The following is a 25,820-nucleotide window of genomic DNA, read 5'->3' on the forward strand; positions in this document are numbered from 1 at the left end:
CTAGCCGGTCATGGCACGACAATCCGGCCGATGCACCCACACACCGCCGCCCCTGCAAAGCTGCCCGCCGCCATCTGGGTGCTGGGCTTCGTGAGTCTGCTCATGGACATCTCGTCCGAGATGATCCACAGCCTGCTGCCGCTGTTCATGGTGGGCACGCTGGGCGCGAGCGCGCTGGTGGTGGGTCTGGTGGAAGGGCTGGCCGAGGCGACGGCGCTGGTGGTGAAGGTGTTCTCGGGCGTGCTCAGCGACTGGTGGGGCAAGCGCAAGGGCCTGGCGGTGTTCGGCTACGCCCTGGGGGCGCTGACCAAGCCGCTGTTCGCGCTGGCGCCGGGCATGGGCCTGGTGCTCACCGCACGGCTGCTGGACCGTGTGGGCAAGGGCGTGCGCGGAGCGCCGCGCGACGCACTGGTGGCCGACCTCGCGCCGCCCGAGATGCGCGGGGCCGCCTTCGGCCTGCGCCAGTCGCTCGACACGGTGGGCGCCTTTCTCGGACCGCTGCTGGCCGTGGGCCTGATGCTGCTGTGGGCCAACGATTTCCGCGCCGTGTTCTGGGTGGCCGTGGTGCCGGGCCTGCTGGCGGTGCTGTTGCTGGTGGCGGGGGTGCGCGAGCCCGACCGGCCAGCCGATGCCCCGCGTCGCAACCCGATCCGCCGCGAGAACCTGCGCCGCCTGGGCCGCGGCTACTGGTGGGTGGTGGCGCTGGGCGCGGTGTTCACGCTGGCGCGCTTCAGCGAGGCCTTTCTGGTGCTGCGGGCCGAACAGAGCGGCGTGCCGCTGGCCCTGGTGCCGCTGGTGATGGTGGCCATGAATGCGGTCTACGCGGCCTCGGCCTACCCCTTCGGCCGGCTGGCCGACCGAATGAACCACCGCAGGCTGCTGGCGCTGGGCCTGGTGGTGCTGGTCGCGGCCGACCTGGTGCTGGCCAGCGGCACGCACTGGGCGACGCTGCTGGCGGGCGTGGCGCTGTGGGGCGTGCACATGGGCATGACGCAGGGCCTCCTGGCGACCATGGTGGCCGACACGGCGCCGGCCGATCTGCGCGGCACGGCCTTCGGCTTCTTCAACCTGGTCAGCGGTCTGGCCCTGCTGCTGGCCAGCGTGGTGGCCGGCCTGCTGTGGGACCGGCTGGGCGCCGCGTTCACCTTCTACGCCGGTGCTGTGTTCAGCGCGCTGGCGCTGGGGGGTCTGCTGCTTCAGCGGGGCGCCGCGCCCGGCGCGGCATCCCGCGGTTCGTAGCCTTCGGCCACCGCCTCCCGGAGGCAGTCGGCGTCGGGCGCGCACATCAGCACGGCGGCACCGTCGACATAGAACTGCTGCACCCGCACCCCATTGGACCCGACCGCCCGCCCGGTCTGGCGGATGGCGTCGAGCGACCCGTTCTGGGGATGCTCCAGCAACAGCTCGTCGAACACGCCCTGCTCCACGCCGTGCTCGAACACACCTTCGACCACATGCAGCAGCCCGCCGTCGGCGGCCCAGTGTTGCAGACGGCCCCGGCCGTGCCAGCGGCCGTCGCGCACGGGACCGGTGTAGCGCAGGCGGCTGCGGTCGGCGCGCGCCAGCTCCTGGATGCCGAAGCCCTGGCCCAGACCATTGCGGCACGCACCGCTCCAGGTGGTGCTCTCGCCGGGCTGGGGCTCGGCCTCGGCAGCGATCCACATTGCGCAGCGGCCGTCGTGCGTGGGCAGGGTGTAGCCCTTGGGGTCGGCGGCCTGCACAGGGCCGACCGCGGCCAAAAGAAAAGCCGCCGAAGCGGCCAGGGTGGTGTGGCGTTTCATGGGGACTCGGCCTGCGCGGACAAGCCGCGGAGAAGCGCCGGATTATCCCGCGTCATCTTTGTGGCAGCCGGCCCCGCTACCATCGCCGCATGCACTTCTTCGACGCCGACGCCACCCGTACCGCCCTGCCCTTCGACCGCCTCATCCCCGCCCTGCGCGAACGCTTCGCCGGTGGCTGCGAGGCCCCGCCCCGCCATGTGCACGAGATCGTCAACCCGCTGGGCGAGGCCGGCCAGGACGCCGCCGGCCGGCGCGTGACCTCGCTGATCATGCCGGCCTGGATTCCGGGCAAGCACTACGGCGTGAAGATCGTCAACATCGCGCCCGGCAATGCGCGCCGCAACCTGCCCGGCCTGCACGCCACCTACCTGCTGTTCGACGCCCGCACCGGCGTGCCGCTGGCGCAGATGGACGGCGACGTGATCACCGCACGCCGCACCGCGGCCGCCTCGGCGCTGGCGGGGTCCTACCTGGCGCGCGAGGAATCCAAGCACCTGGTGCTCGTGGGCGCAGGCCGCGTCGCGCGGCTGCTGCCCGCGGCCTGGAAAACCGTGCGCCCGATCGAACACGTCACCGTCTGGGCGCGGCGCGAGAGCGAGGCGAAGGCGCTCGCGGCGCAGCTGGCGCGCGAAGGCTTCTCGGCCAGCGCCACCACCGACCTGCCCAGCGCCTGCGCCTCGGCCGACATCGTCAGCTGCGCCACCATGGCCAACGAACCGGTGGTGCGCGGCAGCTGGCTCGCGCCGGGCGCGCACCTGGACCTGATCGGTTCTTTCACGCCCGCCATGCGCGAGGCCGACGACGCGTGCTTCGAACACGCGCGCATCTTCGTCGACACCGACGAGGCGCTGGCCAAGAGCGGCGACCTGCTGGTGCCGATGCAGCATGGCGTGTTCAGCGCCAACGAGGTGCGCGGCACGCTGACCACGCTCTCGCGCGGGGTCGCGGTCGGCCGCAAGAGCCCGGGCGAGCGCACGGTGTTCAAGTCGGTCGGCAACGCGCTGGAAGACCTGGCCGCGGCCATCCTGGTGAGCGAGTCGCGCGGCTGAGCCCGTCACCCGCGCTGGCCGCAGGGTCAAGGAGCCGACCGGACAATGCCGCCATGACGCTGAACCGCCGCACTGTCCTGGCACTGGGTGCCGCCCTCACCGCCCCGCTCGGGTCCGTGACCCGGGCACAGGCCGCCCGCCCGTCCGGTTGCCCGCCCCTGCTGGCGCACCGCTTCCCGCGCCTGCAGGACGAGGCGCCGCAAGACCTCTGCCAGTACGCGGGCCAGGTGCTGCTGGTGGTGAACACCGCCAGCTACTGCGGCTTTACACGGCAGTACGAAGGGCTGGAAGCGCTGCACGCGAAGTACGCCGCGCGCGGTCTGGTGGTGATGGGTTTTCCGTCCAACGACTTCGGCCAGCAGGAGCCGGGCGACGCCAAGCAGATCGCCGAGCTGTGCTTCAACACCTACGGCGTGAAGTTCCCGATGTTCGCCAAGACCGTGGTCAAGGGCGCCGGCCGCAACGCCTTCTACGAGCAGCTGGCCAAGGCCACCGGCACCGTGCCGCGCTGGAACTTCCACAAGTACCTGGTGGCGCGCGACGGCCAGACCGTGCGCAGCTTCGCCAGCGAGGTGGAGCCGGGCAGTGCCCCGCTGACACAGGCGATCGAGGCGGCGCTCAAAACCGGCTGACCCGAGGCGGGTCAGTCGGGCGCGTCTTCGAGGGGCTGCAGCAGTTCACCGCCCGGATTCAAGCGCGAAGCGCTGGCCTGCAGCCGCGCCATGAGGTCGCCGAACTGCTGCCGCTCTTCGTCGCTGAATGGCGAGAGCAGCTCGCGCTGGATCGCCGCGATGCGCGGAAACACCTCGCCGTACACGCGCCGCCCTTCGTCGGTCAGGAACACATGCACTTCGCGCCGGTCCGACGGCTTGGGTTCGCGCCGCAGCAGGCCCTTGTCGGCCAGGCTGGTGATGGCGCGCGAGGTGCGGGCGCGGTCGAGCATGGCGCGCACCGCCAGCTCGGACGACTGCACGCCCTCCACATCGGCCAGGCAGGACAGCACGCGCCATTCGCGCCGCGTGATGCCGTAGTCGCGCTCGCACATGCGCACCACCAGCGGCCCGGCGGTGGCGTGGATGCGGTAGAGGCGGTAGAGCAGCAGGTCGTTCTGCTGCTGCGGGTGCAGAAGCCGGTCGTCGGCACTCATGGCTGGAAACGGGTCAGGGAAAACACCGGGAACGATTGATTTCTGCAATTGATTGTCCCTGCCTAGCATGCGGCCCTGCAGCGGGGCAAACCCGTTTGACATACGACAAACCGGAGACACGCCATGAACAAACGCACCCTGCTCGGCGCCGCCGCCGCACTCGCCGCCCTCAGCGCCCTGCCCGCGCTGGCGCAGGACAAGCCGCCGCTGAAGATCGTCGTGGGCTTTCCGCCCGGCGGTTCGGCCGACCTGCTCGCGCGCCTGCTGGCCGAAGGCCTGAAGAACGACTTCTCGTCGGTGATCGTGGAGAACAAGCCCGGCGCGGGCGGCCGCATCGCGCTCTCGCACGTCAAGCGCGCACCGGCCGACGGCCAGACCGTGGTGCTGCTGCCCAGCGGGCCGATGGTGCTGTTCCCCCACGTCTACAAAAAGCTGGACTACGACGCGGTGGCCGACTTCACGCCCATCTCGCAGATCGCGCACTTCCAGTTCAGCGTGGTGGCCGGCCCGTCCGCGGGCGCCAAGACCGTGGCCGAGATGCTGGCCAAGGCCAAGGCCGCGCCCGGCAGCGCCACCTACGGCACGCCCGGCTCGGGCACGCTGCCGCACTTCATGGGCGTGATGTTCGGCCAGAAGGCCGGCGCCGAGCTGACCCATGTGCCCTTCCAGGGCGGCGGCCCGGCCAACACCGCGCTGCTGGGCGGCCATATCCAGTACAAGTTCGACGTCGTCACCGAGACCGCCGAGCTGCACCGCGCCGGCAAGGTGCGCATCCTGGCCGTGACCGGCGCCCAGCGCGACCCGCAGGTGCCCGAGGTGCCCACGCTCAAGGAACAGGGCGTGGACATGGTGGCCACCGCCTGGTTCGCGATGTACGGCCCGGCCGGGCTCAAGCCCGAGGTGCGCGATGCGATCAGCGCCGCCGTGGCGAAGGCGGTGCGCACGCCCGCGCTGCGCGCCAAGCTGATCGAGCAGGGCTATGAACCGGTGGGGTCCACACCCGCCGAACTGGCCGCCGCGCAGGCCGCCGACCTCAGGCGCTGGGAGGGCCCGATCAAGGCCACCGGCGTGCAACTCGACTGACTCTTTTCTCCTTCCGCACCGCCATGAACCGCTTCCGTCGCCACACCGTGGCCGCGCTCGCCTGCGCCGCCCTCCTGCCCTTCGCCGCGTCGCACGCCCAGGCCCCCGCCTGGCCCGCCAAGCCCGTCACCTTCGTCAACAACTTCCCGCCCGGCGGCCCGTCGGACCTGCTGGCGCGCTCGGTCGCCGCGGTGCTGCAGGAGGGCTTCAAACAGCCCTTCGTGGTGGAGAACAAGGCCGGCGCGGGCGGCAACGTGGGCGCGGCCCAGGTGGCCAAGGCCGCGCCCGACGGCCACACCGTGCTGTTCGGCATCGACACCGCGTTCACCATCAACCCGCACCTCTACCCGACCATGCCCTTCAAGCCGGGCGACCTGAAACCGGTGGTGATCATGGCCTCCTCGGGCCTGCTGATCGGCGTGAACCCGGCCACCGGCATCAAGACCTTCGGCGACCTGATGAGCAAGGGGCGGCAGCAGCCGCTGAACTTCAGCTCCGGCGGCAACGGCAGCCCGGGGCATCTGGCGGCCGCCATCCTCTCCAGCAGCACACCGGTCAAGACCCAGCACGTGCCCTACCGCGGCAACACACCGGCCGTGACCGCGGTGCTCGGCGGCGAGGTGGATGGCGGCATCCTGGCCACGCCGGGCATGCTGCCGCACGTGCAGAGCGGCAAGATCACCGCGCTGGCCGTGACCAGCGCACGCCGCTCCCAGCTCGCGCCCCAGCTGCCCACCGTGGGCGAGCTCGGGCTCAAGGCCCTCGAATCCGAGGTGCTGTACCTCGTGATGGTGCCCGCCGCCACGCCCGACGCGGTGGTGCAGACCCTGGCCAAGGGCATCACCGACGCGCTGCAGCGGCCGGAGGTGAAGGAGCGCATGAAGGGCCTGGACCTGTTCTTCGAAGGCCAGACCGGCGCCGCCGCGGCCAAGAGGCTGGCCGACCTGAACACGCGCTACAGCCAGGTCGTGCGCGCCACCGGCATGAAGGCGGACTGAGATGGCCGCGAAACGCCCCAACATCATCTACATCGTCAGCGACGACCTGGGCTACGCAGACCTCGGCTGCTACGGCGGCCGGCCCGCCGGATTCGGCGCGGTGTCGCCCAACATCGACGCGCTGGCGGCCGGTGGCCTGCGCCTGACCGAGGGCTACAGCAACTCGCCCGTGTGTTCGCCCACGCGCTTCGCGATGGCGACCATGCGCTGGCAGTACCGCCTGCGCGGTGCGCTGGAGGAACCGATCAACAGCCGCAGCAAAGGCAGCAGCACCCTGGGCCTGCCGCCCGAAATCCCCACCCTGCCCTCGCTGCTGAAAGAGGCCGGCTACCGCACCGCGCTGATCGGCAAATGGCACCTGGGCTACCCGCCGCACTTCGGCCCACTGCGCTCGGGCTACGAGGAGTTCTTCGGCATCATGGCCGGCGGGGTGGACTACTTCACCCACTGCTCATCGAATGGCGACCACGACCTCTACATCGGCGACGACACCCACAAGGAGGTCGGCTACCTGACCGACGTGTTCTCACACAAGGCGGTGGAGCATGTGAAGGCGCGCGCCGCCGAAGCGCGCAGCGGCACACCGTTTTTCCTCAGCCTGCACTACACCGCACCGCACTGGCCCTGGGAGACGCGCGACGACGCCCACGTGGCGCCAGAGGTGGCGAAGAACCTGTTCCACCTGCACGGCGGCAGCGTCGAGGCCTACCGCCGCATGATCCACCACATGGACGAAGGCATCGGCTGGATCACGGAGGCGCTGGTCGATGAAGGCCTGCTGGAGGACACGCTGATCGTCTTCACCAGCGACAACGGCGGCGAGCGCTTCAGTGACAACTGGCCGCTGGTGGGCGGCAAGATGGACCTGACCGAAGGCGGCATCCGCGTGCCCTGGATCGCGCACTGGCCCGCCGTGATCCCGCCGGGCTCGGTGAGCGGCCAACACTGCCTGACCATGGACTGGTCAGCGACGATGCTGGAGCTTGGCGGCGGGCAGCCGCACCCCGATTACCCCCTGGACGGCGTGTCATTGGCCCAACTGTTGCACGACCCGGCGCACCGCTTCGAACGGCCCATGGCCTGGCGCATGAACCACCGCGGCCAGCGCGCGCTGCGCGAGGGCGACTGGAAGTACCTGATGGTGGACGGCCACGAGTACCTGTTCAACATCGCCGCCGACGCGCGCGAGCGCGCCAACCGCGCGCCGCTGGAACCGCAGCGCCTGGCACACATGCGCCAGCGCTGGCTGGACTGGGACGCGGGCCTGCCGCCGATTCCGGCCGACGCCTCGGTGAGCCTGGGCTACGGCGCCAAGGACATGCCGCAGCGCTGACCCCTTGTTCGTCGTTGACCGGTAGCATCGGTGCTGGCCGACGGCTGGATCGGCCCCCGACACAAGGAGCTGCACCATGTCCCGTCTGCCCACCTACTACGTCTCACACGGCGGCGGCCCCTGGCCCTGGATGCGCGATCAGACCGGCGGCCGCTACGACCGCCTCGAAGCCTCGCTGCAGGCCATGGCCCAAGCCCACCAGGGCCAGGTGCGCGCCATCCTGATGGTCACCGCGCACTGGGAGACGCCCGACTTCACGCTGTCGTCCTCGCCCCAGCCGGGCATGCTCTACGACTACTACGGCTTCCCGCCCCACACCTACCAGGTCCACTACCGCGCCCCCGGCTCGCCCGAGCTCGCACAGCATGCGCTGGAGCTGCTGCAGGCGGGCGGCGTGGAGGCCCGCCTGGACCCCGAACGCGGCTTCGACCACGGCACCTTCTCGGCCCTGCAGGCCGCCTACCCCGAGGCGCAGATCCCGGTGGTGCAGCTCTCGGTGCTGCAAAGCTTCGACCCCGCCGCCCACATCGCCGCCGGCCGCCTGCTGGCACCGCTGCGCGACGAAGGCGTGCTCATCATCGGCAGCGGCCTGAGCTACCACAACCTGCGCCTGCTCAACGCGGCGGGCACCGTGCCCTCACAGCAGTTCGACGCCTGGCTGCAGCAGACGCTGACCGCGTCAACGCCCGAAGAACGCGAAGCGCAGCTGCTGCAATGGGAACGCGCCCCCTCGGCCCGCATCGCCCATGCGCGCGAAGACCACCTGATCCCGCTGATGGTGGCGGTGGGCGCGGCGCATGACGAGGCCGGCGCCTGCGTCTACCACGAGGACCTGTTCATGGGGGTGGTGGCGGCTTCGAGTTTTCGGTTCGGGGAAGTCGGTGCAGATTCATGACGCATCGAATGCCCGAAGAAAAGTCCTCTGTCCTGCAGCTGCTCAGCAGAGCCGGAATTCCGTTGGACCTTAGGCAAGAAGGGCGCAGTTTGGTGTTCGCCACCTTCCCTGTCATTTCCTATGGAATGAGTGGTGATCTCCCCGCAATCTGCTCATACCTCAAGGATCACTTCATTGAGGTCACCGACCAGCATACGTTCCAATCTCGCCTGAAGCAGCTCACTTTCAGTCCGTACCTGAACGAAATTGGTTCACCCCAAAACTTCTCCTGCAAGCTGTCGCATCGACATTCAGAGAACCACGTGTTTGCGTCTGCTTGGTTGGACCCTCAGCAGTGGAGGCGACAACGACACAAACCCAGAGTCCGTACTGTCATCGATTCACTGATTTCATGCATTGAGCAGGTTCGCCCGGCTTGGCTTACTTCAGATGATCGATCAGCCCTGGTATCGATCTTCTTGGCCATTCGCCCATAGATCCGTTGTTCGCCGCATGCTTCACCGGCGCGACTCAAAGAGCCTGCGCTGGCAACGTCTCAGTGAACGCCTCCACATCCGGCCGCGCCCGCCCCTGCGGTGCCCGCGTCGGCGTGCCCAGGCTCACGAAGCAGACCGCGTGCTCCCCCGGCCCCAGGCCGAACAGTTCGCGCACGGCCCTGGACTTCAGTCCCTTGCCCGAGGTCAGCGCCGAGCCGTAGCCCAGCTCGGTGGCCATCAGCAGCAGGTTCTGCACCGCGCAGCCGGCCGAGAGGGTACGCTCCAGCACGTCCACCTCGGAGTCGCCGCGGTCGTCGTCGACCACCAGCAGCAAGAGCTCGGGCGCGCGTTCGGCCTTCTCGCGCGCCTGCGCCTGCTGTTCGACGGTGGCGTCGGGGTCGCGTTCGATCAGGGCGCGTGCCAGGGCATCACCCAGCCGCCCGCGCTGGTCTCTGGGGATGCGCACGAAGCGCCAGGGCAGCAGCTGGTTGTGGTCGGGCGCGGTGGCCGCGGCGGCCAGGCACTGGCGCAGCTGCTCTTCCGAGGGGCCGGGTTCGACCAGGCGTTTGGGCAGCGTGGTGCGCCGGGTCTGCATCAGCTCCAGCAAAGGGATCATTCGAGCACCTGTCCGTCGTGTTCCACGTAGGGCAGGTAGGGGCCGGTGCCGCTGTGGTCGGATTCCGAGGCGGGCACGAAGGCGCCGCGCACGGCGTCGAACACATGCACCTCGCCCTGTTCGATCACGTAGTGCCAGCCGTGCAGCGTGAGGTGGCCGGCCTCGACGGCGCGGCGCACCATGGGGTAGTCCATCAGGCGCATCAGCTGCAGCACCACGGCCCGCTGTTCGGTGCGGCACAGCGCCTCGGGGCTGGGCTGCACCGGCAGCAGGGCCTCGTCGGCCAGCCGCAGCCAGGCCTTGAGGGCCACGGCCTCTTCCGGCGCGCCTTCGTAGGCGGTGCGGATGGCGCCGCAGTGGCTGTGGCCGCAGACGATGATGCGTTCGACCTTGAGGCCGAGCACACCGAATTCGATGGCCGCCATCGTTCCATGAAGCCCGTGCGACTGGTCGTACGGCGGAACGAAGGCGCCCACGTTGCGCACGATGAACAGATCGCCCGGCGCCGCGCCGGTGAGCAGGTAGGGCACCAGGCGCGAGTCGCTGCAGCCGATGAACAGGGTCTTGGGGTGCTGGCCCTGGGCCACCAGGTCCTGGAAGCGCTGCTGGTGGCGCGGGAAGTAATCCTCGTGGAAATCGCGCAGGCGCAGCAGCAGGTCGTCGGGCATGGCGGACTCCGGTTCAGTGCGTCACTGTACCAACGGGGAACCCGCGCCTTCGAGTTCGATGCCTTCCACCCGGGCCTGTCCCACGAGCAGCCGCATGTACTGCCGCAGTGCGGTGGCGCGCGACTGGTGCTGCAGGCGCTGGCGGATCGCGTCGGCCACCTCTTCGTAGGCCGGCAGCGTGCCCTTCTTGCGGCTGATCACTTCGATGATGTGCAGGCCGAAGCGGGTGTGCACCAGGCGCGGGTGCACGCCCATGCCCCAGCGCGAGTCGCTCTGGAAGAACAGCTCGTTGGCCAGTTCGGGCGCACAGTCCTCAGGTGTGACCCAGCCCAGGTCGCCGCCTTCGGCGCTGGAGGGGCAGTTGGACAGTTCGGCCGCCAGCTGCTCGAAGCGGCCGGGCGCCACGTCCTTGCGGATCAGCTCCAGCAGCGCGGCCTCGGCGCGCTGCGTCAGCGCATGCACGTTCACGCCGGGCGTGACGGCGAACAGGATGTGCCGCACGTGCAGCGCCTGGCCGGCAATGAAGTGGGCCTTGTTGGCTTCGTAGTAGCGCTGGCACTCCTCGTCGGTGGGCTCGGGCGAGCGCACCTCGTCGTCGGTCATGGCCTCGATCACGTGGCGCTCGGCCTCGTTGAGCCTGGGCGCCACCAGGCCGCTGAAGCGCGGCAGCAGGCCCTGGTGCACGGCGCGCTGGCGCAGCAGCTCGGTGAAGGCGCGTTCGCGCAGGGTCTCGGCGTCCAGCGCCTCGCCGGGTTCGTGCAGTGCGATGCCGTTGATGCTGGCGGGCACGATCTGCAGCTGGCCCGAGCAGGCGCAGTGCGCGCTGCCGCAGCCGTGGGAAGTGCTGTCGCTCATGGTGATTCCTTGCTGCATGTTCAACGGCCCCGCTGGCTCAGGGGCTGCCGGGGCGTCATGCCCACGCGGCGGCTGCGCACCACCTGGTAGGGGCGGGTGACGTAGGCCAGCGTGCCGAAGCCGCTCCACACGTGCACCAGGCGGGTGAACGGGAAGATCACGAAGATGCTCATGCCCAGGAACATGTGGGCCTTGAACACCCAGCTGGCGTCGGCGATCAGCTCGGCCGCGCCACCGCGGAAGGTGACGATGCGCTGTGCCCATTCGGCCAGCTTCATCATCATGCCGCCGTCCAGGTGCTGGGCCGACAGCGGGATGGTCGCCAGGCCGAGCGCGAACTGCGCCCACAGCAGCCACAGCAGCACGATGTCGCTGGTCTTGCTGGTGGCGCGGATGCGCGCATCCGACAGCCGGCGGTGCAGCAGCAGGCTCACGCCCGCGAAGCCGAACAGGCCGAACAGGCCGCCCGAGACCATGGCCATGAGCTGCTTGGCGCCCGCGGTCATGAAGGGCTCGTACACCGCGTGCGGCGTGAGCATGCCCACCGTGTGGCCGAAGAACAGGAACAGGACGCCGACGTGGAACAGGTTGCTGCCCCAGCGCAGCTGGCCCTTGCGCAGCAGCTGCGAGGAGTCGCTCTTCCAGCTGTACTGGTCGCGGTCGAAACGGATCAGGCTGCCCAGCAGGAAGATGGTGAGCGCGATGTACGGATAGATTCCGAAGACGAAGTGGTGGAAGCCGTTCATGCTGCGACTCCTTGAGAAGCGTTGGTGTTCTTGCGGACGATGTGGATCGGTTGGGCCTGGCCGGGCCGGTTCTGGCCACGGGTGGCGCAGCCGTCAAAAGCTTCGGGTTCGGCCCAGCTCTCGTCCAGGGCCTCGTCGGCCTTGAACGGCACGGCCTGGGCCTTCTGGCCGGCCAGCTCCAGCACGGCGGCCACGACCACGGCGTAGGGGCTCTCGCGCTTGAGCAGGGCGCTGAAGATGGCGTTCAGGATGTGCGCCACCTCACCGAGGAAGGCCTTGGCCAGCGCGGGCGGCTGGGTGGAGGCGAACTCCAGCACCACGCCCAGGTGGTCGGGCAGCTCCTCGGGGCCGAGGTAGAGGCCCGACTTTTCATAGGTCTGCACCAGGTCGATCATGGCCGGCCCGCGGTCGCGCGAGTCGCCGTGCACGTGCTCGAACAGGTGCAGCGAGGTGGCGCGGCCGCGGTCGAAGGTCTCGACGTAGCGGGCTTCCACCTCCAGCGGGTCGCGGCGCACCAGGTCGGCCGCCAGCGAGCGCAGCTCGGCGCGTCGCGGCGCGGGCACAGAAGCCTCTTCGTCGATGGCGGCGATCAGCGGGGCCAGTTCGCTGCGCAGCTGCGCATCGGGGTAGGCCAGCAGGCGCGCCAGCGCGCGCAGGGAATAGCGGGTGTTCTTCATGGCGTTTCCTTTCAGACCACCGACTGGATCGGGATGGTGCGGCGCTTGCTGCCGCCGAACAGGCTGGTGTCCGTGGCGCCGTCCGAGCAGCCGTTGCCGAACGAGAAGCCGCAGCCGCCGCGCAGGTCGAAGGCGTTCTCGGCGTACTCGCGGTGCGAGCTGGGGATGACGAAGCGGTCTTCGTAGTTGGCAATCGCCATGATCTGGTACATCTCCTCGACCTCGGCGCGGGTCAGGCCGGTCTGCTGCAGCACCTTCACGTTCTCCACGCCGTCCACGTGCTTGCCGCGCTGGTAGGCGCGCATGGCGAGCATGCGTTCGAGGGCGCGCACCACCGGCGCGGTGTCGCCAGCGGTCAGCAGGTTGGCCAGGTACTGCAGCGGAATGCGCATCTGGCTGAAATCGGGCAGTTCGCCGTTGGCACCGATCTGGCCGGCGTTGGCGGCGGCGCTGATCGGCGAGAGCGGCGGCACGTACCAGACCATGGGCAGTGTGCGGTACTCGGGGTGCAGCGGCAGCGCGATCTTCCATTCGATCGCCATCTTGTAGACCGGGCTCTTGCGCGCGCCTTCCAGCCAGCTCTCGGGGATGCCGTCGGCACGGGCCTGCTCGATCACGGCCGGGTCGTTGGGGTTGAGGAAGAGGTCGAGCTGGGCCTGGTAGAGGTCCTTCTCGTCGGGCACGCTGGCGGCCTCGGCGATGCGGTCGGCGTCGTACAGCACCACGCCCAGGTAGCGGATGCGGCCCACGCAGGTTTCACTGCACACGGTGGGCTGGCCTGCCTCGATGCGCGGGTAGCAGAAGATGCACTTCTCGGCCTTGCCGGTCTGCCAGTTGTAGTAGATCTTCTTGTAGGGGCAGCCGCTGACGCACATGCGCCAGCCGCGGCACTTGTCCTGGTCGATCAGCACGATGCCGTCGTCCTCGCGCTTGTAGATCGAGCCCGAGGGGCAGGACGCCACGCACGCCGGGTTCAGGCAGTGCTCGCACAGGCGCGGCAGGTACATCATGAAGGTGTTCTCGAACTGGCCGACCATGTCCTTCTGGACCTGCTCGAAGTTCGCGAGGTTGGCGTCCACGCTGCGCTTGCTGAACTCGCCGCCCAGGATCTCTTCCCAGTTCGGGCCCCACTCGATCTTCTCCATGCGCTGGCCGGTGATCAGGCTGCGCGGGCGGGCGGTGGGCGCGGCCTTGCTTTCCGGCGCCGACTGCAGGTGGTCGTAGTCGAAGGTGAAGGGCTCGTAGTAGTCGTCGATCTGCGGCAGGTTGGGGTTGCTGAAGATCTTCATCAGCAGCGACCACTTGCCACCCTGCTTCGGGACGATGGAACCGTCGGCCTTGCGGACCCAGCCGCCGTTCCACTTGTCCTGGTTCTCCCACTCCTTGGGGTAACCGATGCCGGGCTTGGTCTCGACGTTGTTGAACCAGGCGTATTCCACACCGGGGCGGCTGGTCCAGACGTTCTTGCAGGTGACCGAACAGGTGTGGCAACCGATGCACTTGTCCAGGTTCAGCACCATCGCGATTTGGGCACGTACTTTCATCGTGGTTCTCTCTTTCTTCTTCAGGCCTGGACCGTGTCGCGGCCTTCGCCGTCGAGCCAGTCGATCTTGCGCATCTTGCGCACGATGACGAACTCGTCGCGGTTGGTGCCGATGGTTCCGTAGTAGTTGAAGCCGTAGCTGAACTGCGCGTAGCCGCCGATCATGTGGGTCGGTTTGGTCACGATGCGGGTGACCGAGTTGTGGATGCCGCCGCGCGTGCCGGTGATCTCGGCACCGGGGGTGTTGATGATCTTTTCCTGCGCGTGGTACATGAGCACCATGCCGGGGTTCACGCGCTGGCTCACCACCGCGCGCGCCGCGATGGCGCCGTTGGTGTTGAACAGCTCGACCCAGTCGTTGTCGGCGATGCCGGCGCTCTTCGCGTCGTCCTCGCTGAGCCAGATCACCGGACCGCCGCGGTTGAGCGTGAGCATGTGCAGGTTGTCGCTGTACGTGCTGTGGATGCCCCACTTCTGGTGCGGCGTGATGAAGTTGAGCGAGATCTCCTTGTTGCCGTTGGGGCGGCGGTCGATCATCTCGTCCACCGTCTTCAGGTCGACCGGCGGGCGGTAGCTGGACAGGCCTTCACCGAAAGCGAGCATCCAGGGGTGGTCCAGGTAGAACTGCTGGCGGCCGGTGAGGGTGCGCCATGGGATCAGCTCGTGCACGTTGGTGTAGCCGGCGTTGTACGAGACCTTCTCGGACTCCAGACCGGACCAGGTGGGCGAAGAAATGATCTTGCGCGGCTGGGCCTGGATGTCGCGGAAGCGGATCTTCTCGTCCTCGCGGTGCAGGGCCAGGTGGGTGTGGTCGCGGCCGGTGATCTTGGACAGCGCCTCCCAGGCCTTCACGGCCACGTGGCCGTTGGTCTCGGGTGCGAGCTGCAGCACCACCTCGCAGGCGTCGATGTCGCTGTCGATCCTGGCCAGGCCTTTGGTGACACCCTCGGTGTGCACCGTGCCGTTGAGCTCCTTGAGCTGGCCGACCTCGGTCTGCGTGTTCCAGCCGATGCCCTTGCCGCCGTTGCCGGCCTTGTCCATCAGCGGGCCGAGGGCGGTGAAGCGGGCGTAGGTGTTGGGGTAGTCGCGCTCGACCACGCTGATCTGCGGCGCGGTCTTGCCCGGGATCAGATCGCACTCGCCCTTCTTCCATTCCCTCACGTCGAAGGGCTGGGCCAGTTCGGCCGCGGTGTCGTGCATCAGCGGCGTGAGCATGAGCTCTTTCTCGACGCCCAGGTGGCCGACGCAGACCTCGCTGAAGGCCTTGGCGAAACCCTTGTAGATCTCCCAGTCGCTCTTGCTCTGCCAGGCCGGGTCCACCGCGGTGGACAGCGGGTGGATGAAGGGGTGCATGTCGCTGGTGTTGAGGTCGTTCTTCTCGTACCAGGTGGCCGTGGGCAGCACGATGTCGGAGTACAGGCAGGTCGTGCTCATGCGGAAGTCCAGCGTGACCACCAGGTCCAGCTTGCCTTCGGGCGCCTGGTCGTGCCACTTGACCTCGGTGGGCTTGGCCTCGTCGGCGCCCAGGTCCTTGCCCTGCACCCCGTGGGTGGTGCCCAGCAGGTGCTTGAGGAAGTACTCGTGGCCCTTGCCGCTGGAGCCCAGGATGTTGGAGCGCCAGACGAAGAGGTTGCGCGGCCAGTTGTCGGGGTGGTCCGGGTCCTCGCAGCTCATCTGCAGCGAGCCGTCCTTCAGGGCCTTGACGGCGTAATCCCTGGGGTCCATGCCGGCGGCCTGCGCGTCCTTGACCACCTGCATCGGGTTGGTCTTGAGCTGCGGTGCGCTGGGCAGCCAGCCCATGCGCTCGGCGCGCACGTTGTAGTCGATCAGGCTGCCGCCGAACTTGGACTTGTCGGCCAGCGGCGAGAGGATTTCATCGACGCCCAGCTTCTCGTAGCGCCACTGGTCGGTGTGGGCGTAGAAGAAACTGGTGGAGTTCATCTGGCGCGGCGGGCGCACCCAGTCCAGCGCGAAGGCCAGCGCGGTCCAGCCGGTCTGCGGGCGCAGCTTTTCCTGGCCCACGTAGTGCGCCCAGCCGCCGCCGCTCTGGCCGATGCAGCCGCACATCATCAGCATGTTGATGATGCCGCGGTAGTTCATGTCACTGTGGTACCAGTGGTTCATGGCCGCACCGATGATGACCATGGACTTGCCCTTGGTCTTGTCGGCGTTGTCGGCGAACTGGCGCGCCACGGCGATCACCTGGTCGCGCTTGACGCCGGTGATCTTTTCCTGCCACGCAGGGGTATAGGGCACGTCCTGGTCGTAGCCGGTGGCACCGGTGTCACCCGGCAGGCCGCGGTTGACACCGTAGTTGGCGACCGTCAGGTCGAACACGGTGGCGACCAGGGCGTAGCGCTCTTCACCGGCCTTGCCCAGCTTGATGCGGCGCACCGGCACCTGCCGCACCAGCACGTCGTCGGCCGCGCCGGCCTGCTTGTTGGCCGTGAAGTTGGGCGTGTCGATGCCGCCGAAGTACGGGAAGGCCACGGAGCCCACTTCGTACTCACTGCCCTCGCCTTCCATCAGGCTGAGCTTGAGCTTGACGTGCTCGTCACCGCGCGCTTCCTTGTCTTCCAGGTTCCACTTGCCGGCGTCGGCACGGCCTTCGGCACCCCAGCGGAAGCCGATGGAGCCGTTGGGCAGCACGACCTTGTCGTCCTGGTCGATGGCGACGGTCTTCCACTCGGGGTTGTTGTCCTGGCCGAGCTTGCCGTTGAAGTCGCTGGCGCGCAGGTAGCGGCCGGGCACCACCACCTGGCGGCCGTCGGGCAGGGTGCGCTCTTCGAGCTGCACCAGGTTGGGCATGTCGGTGTAGCGGCGCACGTAGTCGTCGAAGTACGACGAGCGCTTGTCGAAATAGAACTCCTTGAGGATCACGTGGCCCATGGCCATGGCAATCGCCGCATCCGTGCCCTGCTTGGGGTGCATCCACAGGTCGCAGAGCTTGCTGATCTCGGCGTAGTCGGGCGTGATCGCGACCGTCTTCGCGCCCTTGTAGCGGACCTCGGTGAAGAAGTGGGCGTCGGGCGTGCGGGTCTGGGGCACGTTGGAACCCCAGGCGATGATGTAGGTGGAGTTGTACCAGTCGGCCGATTCGGGCACGTCGGTCTGCTCACCCCAGACCTGCGGGCTGGCCGGCGGCAGGTCGCAGTACCAGTCGTAGAAGCTCATGCACACGCCGCCGATCAGCGACAGGTAGCGCGAACCGGCGGCGTAGCTGACCATGGACATGGCCGGGATGGGCGAGAAGCCGATCACGCGGTCCGGGCCGTATTTCTTGGCGGTGTAGACGTTGGCCGCCGCGATGAGCTGGTTCACCTCATCCCAGGTGCTGCGCACCATGCCGCCCAGGCCGCGCTGCTGCTGCCACGAGCGGCGCGCCTCCTGGTTCTCGGCGATGCTGGCCCAGGCGTCGACCGGGCTCCTGGCCACGGCCAGCGCGGCGCGCCAGTGCTGCAGCAGCTTGCCGCGCACCATGGGGTACTTCACGCGGTTGGCGCTGTACAGGTACCAGCTGTAGGACGCGCCACGCGCGCAGCCGCGCGGCTCGTGGTTGGGCAGGTCGGCGCGGGTGCGCGGGTAGTCGGTCTGCTGGGTTTCCCAGGTGACGATGCCGCCCTTGACGTAGATCTTCCACGAGCAGGAGCCCGTGCAGTTCACGCCGTGGGTGGAGCGCACGATCTTGTCGTGTGCCCAGCGGTCGCGGTAGGCGTCCTCCCAGGTGCGGTCTTCGCCGGTGGTGATGCCGTGCGAACCGGAGAAGCTTTCTTTGGGAGCCGAGAAATGGCTCAGGCGGTCGAGGAAGTGACTCATCGTGGGGTCTCCGAAAAAACGTGTCGGGGGGCGCTCAGGGGTTGCGGATCTCGGCGCCCTTGCGCAGGTAGAACCACCAGTTCAGCACCAGGCACAGGGCGTAGAAGACGGCGAAGCCGTAGAAGGCGAGCTGCGGGGTGCCGGCCTTGATGTATTGGCCGATCAGCACCGGCGCGATGAAGGCGCCGTAGGCGGCGACCGCCGAAGTCCAGCCCAGCACGGGGCCGGCCTGGGCGCGATCGAAGATCACGCCGATGGTGCGGAAGGTGGAGCCGTTGCCGATGCCGCTGGCGAAGAACAGCACCATGAACAGGCCCAGGAACATCGGGAAGTACTGCTCGGGTGTGGCCGAGCCGTAGGCCTGCATCATCACGTAGCCCACGGCCACGGCGGCGGCGGCCATGACCGCGGTGATCACCTGGGTGACGATGGAACCACCGATCTTGTCGCTGATCCAGCCGCCGATGGGCCGCACGGCCGCGCCGACGAAGGGGCCGATCCAGGCGTAGGTCAGGGCCGAGGGGGCGTTGGGGTTCTTCAGCGTGTGCTGCATGACGCCGGCGGCGTCGGGGATGTGCTGGAAGCCGAAGATCACCGTGATGGCCAGCGGCAGCGCCATCGAGAAGCCGATGAAGGAGCCGAAGGTGACGATGTAGAGCGCGGTCAGCGACCAGGTGTGCTTGTTGCCGAAGATGGCGAACTGCTTCTTCACGCCCTCCTTCATCTCGCCGAAAGCGGCCAGTCGCATCACGGCCAGCGCCATCACGATGTCCAGCGGGATCGCGACCCACATGCTCAGCACGCCCAGGCCGGTGGGCTTGGGCAGGTACAGGTACAGCATGAACACCGTGGGCACGAAGGCCAGGGTGTAGAGGTAGGTGATCTTGGCGAACGCGGTGAAGGCGTTGCCGGTGTGGGGCGAGACCGTCTTGAGGTTGTGCATGCCGAACCAGCACAGCGCGCCCAGCGGCACCAGCGAGAACACCCAGGCGAAGCCGGCGTTCTGGACCCAGGTCGGCGTGCCGGCGGCGATCTTGCCGAACAGCCAGCCGCTGTCCTTGACCAGCGTCATCGGCTCACCGCCGAAACCGCCCAGCAGCGGCAGGGTCATCACCACGGGGATGACGATCTGCATCGTGGTCACGCCGAAGTTGCCCAGGCCGGCGTTCAGGCCCAGCGCGGTGCCCTGCAGGCGCTTGGGGAAGAAGGTGCTGATGTTGGACATCGAGCTGGCAAAGTTGCCGCCGCCCACGCCCGACCACAGCGCCATCAGCTGGAAGGACCACAGCGGCCACTCGGGGTGCTGCAGCACGATGCCGGTGCCAATCGCCGGGGCCAGCAGCATCGAGGTGGTCAGGAAGATGGTGTTGCGGCCACCGGCCAGGCGGATCAGGAACGAGGCCGGGATGCGCATGGTGGCGCCGGAGATGCCCGCGATGGCGGTGAGCGTGAACAACTCGGCCTGGGTGAACGGGAAGCCCAGGTTGAGCATCTGCACGGTGATGATCCCCCACATGCCCCAGACCGCGAAGCCGCACAGCAGCGCGGGGATCGAGATCCAGAGGTTGCGGTAGGCGATGCGGCTGCCGGTGGTGGCCCAGAAGCGCTCGTCTTCGGGGCGCCAGTCCTGGACGTCCGCGCCCGAGGAGGCGCCGGAGGAGGCGATGGGTTGGGTGTGGGTGTTCATAGGGATGGCCCGAAGTGATCAGTTCTGCAGGGAGAAGGCCTTGGCGTCGGCGCCCATGACGGGGGTCTTGCGGACCTCGGTCCAGTACATCCAGATCAGCGAGACCCAGACCACGCCGTACATCAGCATGAAAGCGCTGGAGCGGATGCCGGTCAGGTCCATCAGCACGCCGAACAGGATCGGCAGGATGAAGCCGCCCAGGCCGCCGGCCAGGCCGACGATGCCGCTGATGGCGCCGATGTTCTTGGGGTAGTCGTCGCTGATGTACTTGAAGACGCTGGCCTTGCCGAAGGCCCAGGCCACGCCCAGCACGAACATCAGGCCGGTGAAGACGTAGACGTTCAGGCCGATGTGGAAGGTGCTGGGGCCGTTGACGGTCTGCACCGTGAAGTCGGTCTGCGGGTAGCTCAGCAGGAACAGGCAGATCCAGCTCACCCACATCACCCACCAGGTGACCTTGTGGGCGCCGTACTTGTCGGAGAGCACACCGCCGATGGCGCGCAGCACGCCGCCGGGCAGCGAGAAGCAGGCGGCCAGCAGCGCGGCCACGCGGATGTCCAGGCCGAACTCGCCCACGTAGTACTGCACCATCCACAGGGCCAGCGCCACGTAGCCGCCGAACACGATGCTGTAGTACTGGCAGTACTTGATGACCCGCGGGTCCTTGAGTGCCTTGAGCTGGTCGGTGAACCTGACGTTGCTGGGCACCAGGTGGTCGGGGTTGCTGTGGCTGAACAGCCAGAACAGCACCAGGGTGCCGAGCATGATGGCCGCGTACACCTGGGGCACCATGGTCCAGCCGAAGGCCACCAGCAGGACCGGGGCCACGAACTTGTTGACCGCCGAGCCCGAGTTGCCCGCGCCGTACACGCCCATGGCCATGCCCTGGCGCTGCTTGGGGAACCAGCGGGCCACATAGGGCGTGCCCACCGAGAAGGAGCCGCCGGCCAGGCCCACGAACAGGCCGATGGTCAGGAAGTGCCAGTACTCGGTGGCGTAGCTCATCAGCCAGATGGCCGGCACGGTGATCGCCATCAGGATCGCCATGACGATGCGGCCGCCGTACTTGTCGGTCCAGATGCCCAGGGGCACGCGGATCAGCGAGCCGGTGAGCACCGGCGTGGCGGTGAGCAGACCGAACTCGGTCGCGTTGAGGTTCAGCATCTTCTTGATCGGGATGCCGATCACGCCGAACATCATCCAGACCATGAAGCAGACCGTGAACGCCAGCGTGCTGACGATCAGGACCGACCAGGCCTTTCTTTCATTTCTCAGTTCTGAAGCCATGTTTTCTCTCCGAAAGACATGGCATGAATGTCCTTTTTCCGCGCAGGGCTGAACATCCGCCGGTGGCACATGCGGCCAGCGCAGAAGGACGATGCGCCGCGGCGGCGCCATCGTCCGGAAGAACTACTCCTTCGGGTTTCTCAGGCGGCTTTGCGCCAGATCAAAGCGGATCCGGCCGCCCTCAGGCCAGTCCCTGACTGGTGGCGAACACCGCGGCCTGCACGCGGGAGCTCAGGCCGAGCTTGCGCAGGATGTGCTGCACATGGATCTTCACCGTGGTCTCGGCGATGTCCAGTTCGCGGGCGATCAGCTTGTTGGAGTCGCCGCGTGCGATCAGCAGCAGGATCTCGCGCTCGCGCGGCGAGAGCAGGCCCACCCCTGGAGCGGGCTCGCGCGGCGCCTCCAGCGGCTCCGGCGCCCCGGCCGGCACCGCCACGGTTGCTGTGACGGGCGCTGCCGCGGGCGCCGCAGACGGCCGGGAGCGGAACACCGCCACCAGCTTGGTCATCATCTCGGGGCTGATGACCGACTCGCCGTCCATCACCTTGACGATGGTCTCGCACAGCTGGTCCGACTCCACCGTCTTGAGCAGGTAGCCGTCGGCCCCGGCCTGCAGCGCCGCGGCCAGATCGTTCTCGTTCTCGCTGACGGTGAGCATCAGCACGCGTGCGGCCGGCGCCGCTTCCTTGAGCGCGGGAATCGCATCCACCCCGTGCACGCCGGGCAGGTGGTTGTCCAGCAGGATCACCTGCGGCGGCCGCCGCTGCAGGCAGCGCAGGGCCTCGCCCACGTCGCCGGCCTCCGCCGTGACGGTGAAGCGCTCGTCCTGCTCCAGCAGCGCCTTGAGGCCGCGGCGGAACAGGGTGTGGTCGTCGACCAGCAGCAGCTCGATGGAAGTGGTCATGGGGTGGTCAGTACGGATTCGGAAAAGTCCAGGCCCGCTGTGCCCGAGCCGACGGCGGTCACCGGATTCGGTGGCAGCGTGAGCGTGACGGCGGTGCCCTGGCCGCTGCGGGATTCGATCTGCACGGTGGCACCGATGCGCTCGGCCCGCTCCCGCATGATCTTGGTGCCGACATGGGTTTCGCCACGCTGCTGCGTGGTGTCGAAGCCGCTGCCGTTGTCGCGCACCACAAATCGCCACTGCTCGCCCTTGTGCACGTCCAGGCTCACATGGCTGGCATCGGCGTGCTTGCGCACATTGGACAGCGCCTCCTGCACCACGTGCAGCACCTGCACCTGCACATCGGCCGGCAGCGGCAGGCCCTCGCCATCGATCTGCAGCAGCGTCGGCAGGCCGGTCTGGTGCTGGAACTTCTGCAGTGTCTCCTGCAGCGCGGCCTCGATGTCGACGTTGTTGGTGCGGGTGCGGAAGTGCACCAGCAGCTCGCGCACGTCGTTGATGCTTTCCTTCAGGCCCGCGTCCAGCTCGTCGAGCGTGGACTGCACTTTCTCGGGCTGCTGCTTCTGCACCGCGCCGCGCAGCAGCTGCGCCTGGATCTTCAGGAAGGCCAGCGACTGGGCGATGGAGTCGTGCAGCTCGCGCGCCAGCAGCGCGCGTTCCTCGCCCACCGCCGCTTCGCGCTCCAGCGCCGCGGCGCGCAGGCCCTCGAGCGCGCTGGCCAGGTGGCTGGCCAGTGCGTCCAGCAGCTCGGTCTCGTCGGCGTTGAGCTGCACCTCGCTGCGGAAGAACAGGTCGATCTCTCCGATCAGCCGCTGCTGCAGCCGCACCGGCACGCTCACCAGGTTCTGGTAGCCCACGCGCGCGCAGTGGCGCATGGGCGCGGCCTCGTGGCTGTGGATGGGGATGACGCGGGTGCGCGCGTCGGGCTGCAGGCTGCCGCAGGCGCAGGCCCCGGCGATCAGGCTGCGCTCCTCGGCCTGCATCTCCTGCGGGAAGCAGTCGGAGGCCAGCATCAGGTAGCGCTGGTTGGCCTCGTCGGACCAGCGCACCGCCACCGCGTCGGCCTTCATGACCGAGCGCACGCGCTGCGAGAAGCCCCGGGACAGCTCCTCGATGGTGTTGGCCTTGGCCAGGAAGGCGCTGACTTCGTAGAGCGCTTCGAGTCGCGCGCGCTGCGCCTCGATGCGCTGCGTCTTGGCCTGTACCTTGGCCTCCAGCCCCTGGTAGAGCGACTGCAGCGTGGCCGCCATGCGGTTGAAGCCGGCCGCCACCTGGCCGAACTCGTCCTGCGTGTCCACGTCGATGCGGGCGCCGAACTGCCCGCCCTCCACCTGCGCCAGGCCGCGGCGCAGGTGCGCCAGCGGGTTGATGACGTACAGGTAGCCGGTGTAGAGCATGACCACGGCACCGGCGATGGCCAGCGCCATCATGGCGAACTGGAACAGGTTGAGCAGCGCGGTGAAGCCGGCGAGCTGGTGCTCGATGGCCAGCACCAGGCGGTCGATGGCCATGACGAATTCGTCGGCCGAGCGCAGCAGCACCGGGTCGCCCGCCTGCGGCGGCGAGGACCACAGGGCACTCTGCGCTTTCCAGTGCCGTTCCACCGCGGCGAACTCGCGCCGCACGTCCGGGTCCCAGGGCACGAACAGCGGGCGGGCCGGGTCGCCTTCGCGCAGCACGCCCAGGCTTTGATCGAACTGCTGCACCAGGGCCTGCACCTCCGCGGTGGGCCGGTGCGCCTGCACCGCGCTGGTCAGGCGCCAGGTCTGCATGCGCATGCGCCCGGCTTCGTTGACCGCGGCCGCGCCGCCTTCGAGCTGCCAGGTGACCCACAGAGTGAGCCCGATGGACGCCAGCGCCAGCACCAGCAGCGCCGCACCGATGCGGATCAGTTTGGTGGACAGGGAAGCACTGGGGCGCATGGCCCGGCACTGTACCCGTTCGGGTGGCGGGGGCAAGCTGTTCTTGTCGTCGGTCGCGAAGAAGATTCATAGAATCTGCATCTTTTTGATGGCCCGGGCCCTTTCCCATGAGCGTCACCGACACCCCGCCCCGCGAGCCCGCCACCGGCTCGCTGTACGAGAGCCGCATCAAGATCTACCCGCGTTCGGTCACCGGCGTCTTCTCGCGCTGGCGCTGGGTCATGGTGTGGGTGACGCAGCTTTTCTTCTACGGCATGCCCTGGCTGCAGTGGAACGGGCGCCAGGCCCTGCTGTTCGATCTGGAGCAGCGCCGCTTCTACGTGCTGGGCCTGGTGCTGCAGCCGCAGGACTTCATCTACCTCGCGGCGCTGCTGGTCATCTGCGCGCTGGCGCTGTTCTTCTTCACCGCCATCGCCGGGCGCCTGTGGTGCGGCTACAGCTGCCCGCAGACGGTCTATACCGAGATGTTCCTGTGGATCGAGCGCAAGACCGAGGGCGACCGTTCGGCCCGCATGCGCCTGGACGCCCAACCCTGGTCGCTGCACAAGCTCTCGCGCAAGGGCGCCAAGCAGGCCGGCTGGATCGGCCTGGCGCTGCTCACCGGTTTCACCTTCGTCGGCTTCTTCCACCCGATCCGCGAACTGGCCCCGGCGCTGCTCAATCCGGCGCAGTCGCCGTGGCTGTGGTTCTGGGTGCTGTTCTACGCCGCGGCCACCTACGGCAACGCCGGCTACCTGCGCGAGCAGATGTGCAAGTACATGTGCCCCTACGCCCGCTTCCAGAGCGCGCTGATCGACATGGACTCGCTGGTCATCGCCTACGACGGCGCGCGCGGCGAGCGCCGCGGCCCGCGTTCGCGCAAGGCCGAGGAGCGCCCCGCCGGCCTGGGCGACTGCGTGGACTGCACGCTGTGCGTGCAGGTCTGCCCCACCGGCATCGACATCCGCAACGGCCTGCAGAACGAATGCATCGCCTGCGCGGCCTGCATCGACGTCTGCGACGACGTGATGGACAAGATGGGCTACCCCAAGGGTCTGATCCGCTACACCACCGGCAACGCGGTGGCCCAGGGCTGGAGCGCGCGCCAGATGCTGCGCCGCGTGTGGCGCCCGCGCGTGCTGATCTACGGCACCCTGCTTGCCGGCCTCACCGGGGCCTGGCTCTGGAGCCTGGGGCACCGAAGCGACGTCGATGCCGTGCTCATCAAGGACCGCGGGGCGCTGGCACGCATGGTCGACCGCGGCGCGATCGAGAACACCTACCGCCTGCAGGTGACCAACAGCCAGGAGGTGGCGCGCCGCTTCCGGCTGGCGGTGGAGGGCGTGCCCGGCCTGCACATCGACTCGGCCACCACGGTCCCGGTGGAGGCGGCGGCCAGTGCCTCGGTGCCGCTGCGCCTGGTGCTGCCGGCCGAAGCGGCCCAGGCGCACGCCGGCCAGACCCTGCACGCCACGGTGTCGGTGATCCCCGAGGGCGCGGAGGACACGGGCGGCCGCCCGGTGCGCGTCGACGCCGTCTTCATCGTGCCGCGCTGAGGCCCCCGGCTCGTTCTTCCGGAAGCCCGGACTCGTCCGAAGGAAATATGCACCCGTGATGCGTTTTATGGCTCAATACATGCATTGCGAATGCATATTTAAAGGACGAGCATGACCACCCTCACCACCGACCGCCCCATCGAGCAGCAGGCCATTGGCCAGATCGCCGTCGACCTGCCCGGCGCCACTGCCATCTTCCGCCGACTCAAACTGGACTTCTGCTGTGGCGGCCAGATCAGTCTGGGCGAGGCCTGCGAGCGCAAGGGCCTGGACACGGCGCGCGTGGTGGCCGAGCTGGCCGGCCTGCGCCGCGACGACACCGCGCCCGAGTCGCCGGACGCCGTGGCCCTGATCGACCACATCCTCACCCGCTACCACGCGGTGCACCGCGAACAGCTGCCCGAACTGGTGCGCATGGCGCGCCGCGTGGAGGCGGTGCACCGCGACCACCCTGACGCACCGCACGGGCTCGCCGAGCACCTGGAAATCATGGAGGTCGAGCTGCTGGAGCACATGGAGAAGGAAGAACAGGTGCTGTTCCCCGCCATCGAGGACGGCAGTGCCGGCGTGGAAGGCCCGATCACCGTCATGCGCGAAGAACACACCGGCCATGGCGAACACCTGGAACGGCTGGCCGCGCTGACGAACGACCACACGCCACCGCAAGGCGCCTGCAACACCTGGCGCGCGCTCTACGCCGGCACGGCGCAGCTGACCAACGACCTGATCAGCCACATCCACCTGGAAAACAACGTCCTGTTCCCGCGCTTCGGCGCCTGAGTCCGGCGCCGCCGGACCTCGG

20 protein-coding genes and 1 pseudogene are annotated in these 25,820 nt (G+C 68.4%); 9 read left to right on the plus strand and 12 right to left on the minus strand.

What is annotated here, in order from left to right; translation table 11 throughout:
- The first annotated feature begins 30 nt into the window (after nucleotides 1-30).
- On the plus strand, nucleotides 31-1,239 hold the full coding sequence (locus RCO38_RS13130; RefSeq protein ID WP_308328756.1) for an MFS transporter: 1,209 nt from the start codon (nucleotides 31-33) through the stop codon (nucleotides 1,237-1,239).
- Here RCO38_RS13130 and RCO38_RS13135 read toward each other — a convergent pair.
- A complete protein-coding gene (locus RCO38_RS13135; protein WP_308328757.1) occupies nucleotides 1,197-1,781 on the minus strand; it encodes a hypothetical protein in 585 nt (194 codons plus the stop codon). The two genes, RCO38_RS13130 and RCO38_RS13135, sit on opposite strands and share 43 nt — an antisense overlap.
- An 89-nt stretch (nucleotides 1,782-1,870) precedes the next feature.
- On the opposite strand from RCO38_RS13135, the gene RCO38_RS13140 reads away from it, so the two are divergent.
- A complete protein-coding gene (locus tag RCO38_RS13140) occupies nucleotides 1,871-2,830 on the plus strand; it encodes an ornithine cyclodeaminase family protein (protein ID WP_308328758.1) in 960 nt (319 codons plus the stop codon).
- 53 nt (nucleotides 2,831-2,883) lie between these two features.
- Complete coding sequence (locus RCO38_RS13145) at nucleotides 2,884-3,462, plus strand: glutathione peroxidase (RefSeq protein ID WP_308328759.1); 579 nt, start codon at nucleotides 2,884-2,886, stop codon at nucleotides 3,460-3,462.
- Between the two features lie 11 nt (nucleotides 3,463-3,473).
- Here the strand turns inward: RCO38_RS13145 and RCO38_RS13150 are convergent, their stop codons facing one another.
- Nucleotides 3,474-3,977, minus strand: a complete 504-nt coding sequence (locus RCO38_RS13150) for a MarR family winged helix-turn-helix transcriptional regulator (RefSeq protein WP_308328760.1) — start codon at nucleotides 3,975-3,977, stop codon at nucleotides 3,474-3,476.
- Between the two features lie 123 nt (nucleotides 3,978-4,100).
- Between RCO38_RS13150 and RCO38_RS13155 the strand changes: the two genes are divergently transcribed.
- The 4 genes from RCO38_RS13155 (at nucleotide 4,101) to RCO38_RS13170 (ending at nucleotide 8,286) form a co-directional block, all read left to right on the plus strand.
- Entirely contained in the window at nucleotides 4,101-5,060 is a 960-nt protein-coding gene (locus RCO38_RS13155) for a Bug family tripartite tricarboxylate transporter substrate binding protein (RefSeq protein WP_308328761.1), read from the plus strand.
- A gap of 23 nt (nucleotides 5,061-5,083) precedes the next feature.
- Nucleotides 5,084-6,058, plus strand: a complete 975-nt coding sequence (locus RCO38_RS13160; protein WP_308328762.1) for a Bug family tripartite tricarboxylate transporter substrate binding protein — start codon at nucleotides 5,084-5,086, stop codon at nucleotides 6,056-6,058.
- A gap of 1 nt (nucleotide 6,059) precedes the next feature.
- Nucleotides 6,060-7,391, plus strand: coding sequence for a sulfatase family protein (locus RCO38_RS13165; protein WP_308328763.1), 1,332 nt, complete (start codon nucleotides 6,060-6,062; stop codon nucleotides 7,389-7,391).
- Nucleotides 7,392-7,467: 76 nt separating this feature from the next.
- On the plus strand, nucleotides 7,468-8,286 hold the full coding sequence (locus RCO38_RS13170) for a DODA-type extradiol aromatic ring-opening family dioxygenase (RefSeq protein WP_308328764.1): 819 nt from the start codon (nucleotides 7,468-7,470) through the stop codon (nucleotides 8,284-8,286).
- A gap of 510 nt (nucleotides 8,287-8,796) precedes the next feature.
- On the opposite strand, the gene RCO38_RS13175 is transcribed toward RCO38_RS13170, so the two are convergent.
- From RCO38_RS13175 to RCO38_RS13225, 10 genes and pseudogenes are all read right to left on the minus strand, one after another.
- Nucleotides 8,797-9,378, minus strand: coding sequence for a nitroreductase family protein (locus RCO38_RS13175; RefSeq protein ID WP_308328765.1), 582 nt, complete (start codon nucleotides 9,376-9,378; stop codon nucleotides 8,797-8,799).
- The gene (locus RCO38_RS13180) at nucleotides 9,375-10,046 is read right to left on the minus strand and encodes a carbonic anhydrase (RefSeq protein WP_308328766.1); all 672 of its coding nucleotides are present in this window, start codon (nucleotides 10,044-10,046) and stop codon (nucleotides 9,375-9,377) included. The genes RCO38_RS13175 and RCO38_RS13180 overlap by 4 nt, the downstream gene beginning before the upstream one ends.
- A 21-nt stretch (nucleotides 10,047-10,067) precedes the next feature.
- Complete coding sequence (locus RCO38_RS13185; protein ID WP_308328767.1) at nucleotides 10,068-10,901, minus strand: peptidylprolyl isomerase; 834 nt, start codon at nucleotides 10,899-10,901, stop codon at nucleotides 10,068-10,070.
- 20 nt (nucleotides 10,902-10,921) lie between these two features.
- The gene (gene narI / locus RCO38_RS13190; protein WP_308328768.1) at nucleotides 10,922-11,647 is read right to left on the minus strand and encodes a respiratory nitrate reductase subunit gamma; all 726 of its coding nucleotides are present in this window, start codon (nucleotides 11,645-11,647) and stop codon (nucleotides 10,922-10,924) included.
- A complete protein-coding gene (narJ, locus tag RCO38_RS13195; protein WP_308328769.1) occupies nucleotides 11,644-12,324 on the minus strand; it encodes a nitrate reductase molybdenum cofactor assembly chaperone in 681 nt (226 codons plus the stop codon). Before narJ ends, narI begins: the two co-directional genes overlap by 4 nt.
- Nucleotides 12,325-12,335: 11 nt before the next feature.
- Nucleotides 12,336-13,868, minus strand: coding sequence for a nitrate reductase subunit beta (gene narH / locus RCO38_RS13200; RefSeq protein WP_308328770.1), 1,533 nt, complete (start codon nucleotides 13,866-13,868; stop codon nucleotides 12,336-12,338).
- Nucleotides 13,869-13,888: 20 nt separating this feature from the next.
- On the minus strand, nucleotides 13,889-17,683 hold the full coding sequence (locus RCO38_RS13205; RefSeq protein ID WP_308328771.1) for a nitrate reductase subunit alpha: 3,795 nt from the start codon (nucleotides 17,681-17,683) through the stop codon (nucleotides 13,889-13,891).
- 34 nt (nucleotides 17,684-17,717) lie between these two features.
- A pseudogene (locus RCO38_RS24280) lies at nucleotides 17,718-20,768 on the minus strand (nitrate/nitrite transporter).
- A gap of 70 nt (nucleotides 20,769-20,838) precedes the next feature.
- A complete protein-coding gene (locus tag RCO38_RS13220) occupies nucleotides 20,839-21,561 on the minus strand; it encodes a response regulator (RefSeq protein WP_308328774.1) in 723 nt (240 codons plus the stop codon).
- Nucleotides 21,558-23,483: a type IV pili methyl-accepting chemotaxis transducer N-terminal domain-containing protein gene (locus RCO38_RS13225; protein ID WP_308328775.1), complete on the minus strand. Its 1,926-nt coding sequence runs from the start codon at nucleotides 23,481-23,483 to the stop codon at nucleotides 21,558-21,560. Before RCO38_RS13225 ends, RCO38_RS13220 begins: the two co-directional genes overlap by 4 nt.
- A 107-nt stretch (nucleotides 23,484-23,590) precedes the next feature.
- Between RCO38_RS13225 and ccoG the strand changes: the two genes are divergently transcribed.
- Complete coding sequence (ccoG, locus tag RCO38_RS13230) at nucleotides 23,591-25,018, plus strand: cytochrome c oxidase accessory protein CcoG (RefSeq protein ID WP_308328776.1); 1,428 nt, start codon at nucleotides 23,591-23,593, stop codon at nucleotides 25,016-25,018.
- Between the two features lie 111 nt (nucleotides 25,019-25,129).
- Nucleotides 25,130-25,798: an iron-sulfur cluster repair protein YtfE gene (gene ytfE, locus RCO38_RS13235; protein ID WP_308328777.1), complete on the plus strand. Its 669-nt coding sequence runs from the start codon at nucleotides 25,130-25,132 to the stop codon at nucleotides 25,796-25,798.
- Nucleotides 25,799-25,820: the final 22 nt, after the last annotated feature.

Origin of the sequence: Hydrogenophaga pseudoflava (assembly GCF_031020795.1) — a bacterium.
Taxonomy (GTDB): Bacteria; Pseudomonadota; Gammaproteobacteria; order Burkholderiales; family Burkholderiaceae_C; genus Hydrogenophaga; species Hydrogenophaga pseudoflava_A.

Excerpts from the sequence above, each read along its gene's own strand:
- RCO38_RS13160 (WP_308328762.1), top strand. The coding sequence starts at position 5,084 with ATGAACCGCTTCCGTCGCCACACCGTGGCCGCGCTCGCCTGCGCCGCC.
- RCO38_RS13165 (WP_308328763.1), top strand. The coding sequence starts at position 6,060 with ATGGCCGCGAAACGCCCCAACATCATCTACATCGTCAGCGACGACCTG.
- RCO38_RS13185 (WP_308328767.1), bottom strand. The coding sequence starts at position 10,901 with ATGAGCGACAGCACTTCCCACGGCTGCGGCAGCGCGCACTGCGCCTGC.
- narI (WP_308328768.1), bottom strand. The coding sequence starts at position 11,647 with ATGAACGGCTTCCACCACTTCGTCTTCGGAATCTATCCGTACATCGCG.
- ccoG (WP_308328776.1), top strand. The coding sequence starts at position 23,591 with ATGAGCGTCACCGACACCCCGCCCCGCGAGCCCGCCACCGGCTCGCTG.
- RCO38_RS13175 (WP_308328765.1), bottom strand. The coding sequence starts at position 9,378 with ATGATCCCTTTGCTGGAGCTGATGCAGACCCGGCGCACCACGCTGCCC.
- ytfE (WP_308328777.1), top strand. The coding sequence starts at position 25,130 with ATGACCACCCTCACCACCGACCGCCCCATCGAGCAGCAGGCCATTGGC.
- RCO38_RS13225 (WP_308328775.1), bottom strand. The coding sequence starts at position 23,483 with ATGCGCCCCAGTGCTTCCCTGTCCACCAAACTGATCCGCATCGGTGCG.
- RCO38_RS13205 (WP_308328771.1), bottom strand. The coding sequence starts at position 17,683 with ATGAGTCACTTCCTCGACCGCCTGAGCCATTTCTCGGCTCCCAAAGAA.
- RCO38_RS13135 (WP_308328757.1), bottom strand. The coding sequence starts at position 1,781 with ATGAAACGCCACACCACCCTGGCCGCTTCGGCGGCTTTTCTTTTGGCC.
- RCO38_RS13150 (WP_308328760.1), bottom strand. The coding sequence starts at position 3,977 with ATGAGTGCCGACGACCGGCTTCTGCACCCGCAGCAGCAGAACGACCTG.
- RCO38_RS13155 (WP_308328761.1), top strand. The coding sequence starts at position 4,101 with ATGAACAAACGCACCCTGCTCGGCGCCGCCGCCGCACTCGCCGCCCTC.
- RCO38_RS13180 (WP_308328766.1), bottom strand. The coding sequence starts at position 10,046 with ATGCCCGACGACCTGCTGCTGCGCCTGCGCGATTTCCACGAGGATTAC.
- RCO38_RS13220 (WP_308328774.1), bottom strand. The coding sequence starts at position 21,561 with ATGACCACTTCCATCGAGCTGCTGCTGGTCGACGACCACACCCTGTTC.
- RCO38_RS13170 (WP_308328764.1), top strand. The coding sequence starts at position 7,468 with ATGTCCCGTCTGCCCACCTACTACGTCTCACACGGCGGCGGCCCCTGG.
- narH (WP_308328770.1), bottom strand. The coding sequence starts at position 13,868 with ATGAAAGTACGTGCCCAAATCGCGATGGTGCTGAACCTGGACAAGTGC.
- RCO38_RS13130 (WP_308328756.1), top strand. The coding sequence starts at position 31 with ATGCACCCACACACCGCCGCCCCTGCAAAGCTGCCCGCCGCCATCTGG.
- RCO38_RS13140 (WP_308328758.1), top strand. The coding sequence starts at position 1,871 with ATGCACTTCTTCGACGCCGACGCCACCCGTACCGCCCTGCCCTTCGAC.
- RCO38_RS13145 (WP_308328759.1), top strand. The coding sequence starts at position 2,884 with ATGACGCTGAACCGCCGCACTGTCCTGGCACTGGGTGCCGCCCTCACC.
- narJ (WP_308328769.1), bottom strand. The coding sequence starts at position 12,324 with ATGAAGAACACCCGCTATTCCCTGCGCGCGCTGGCGCGCCTGCTGGCC.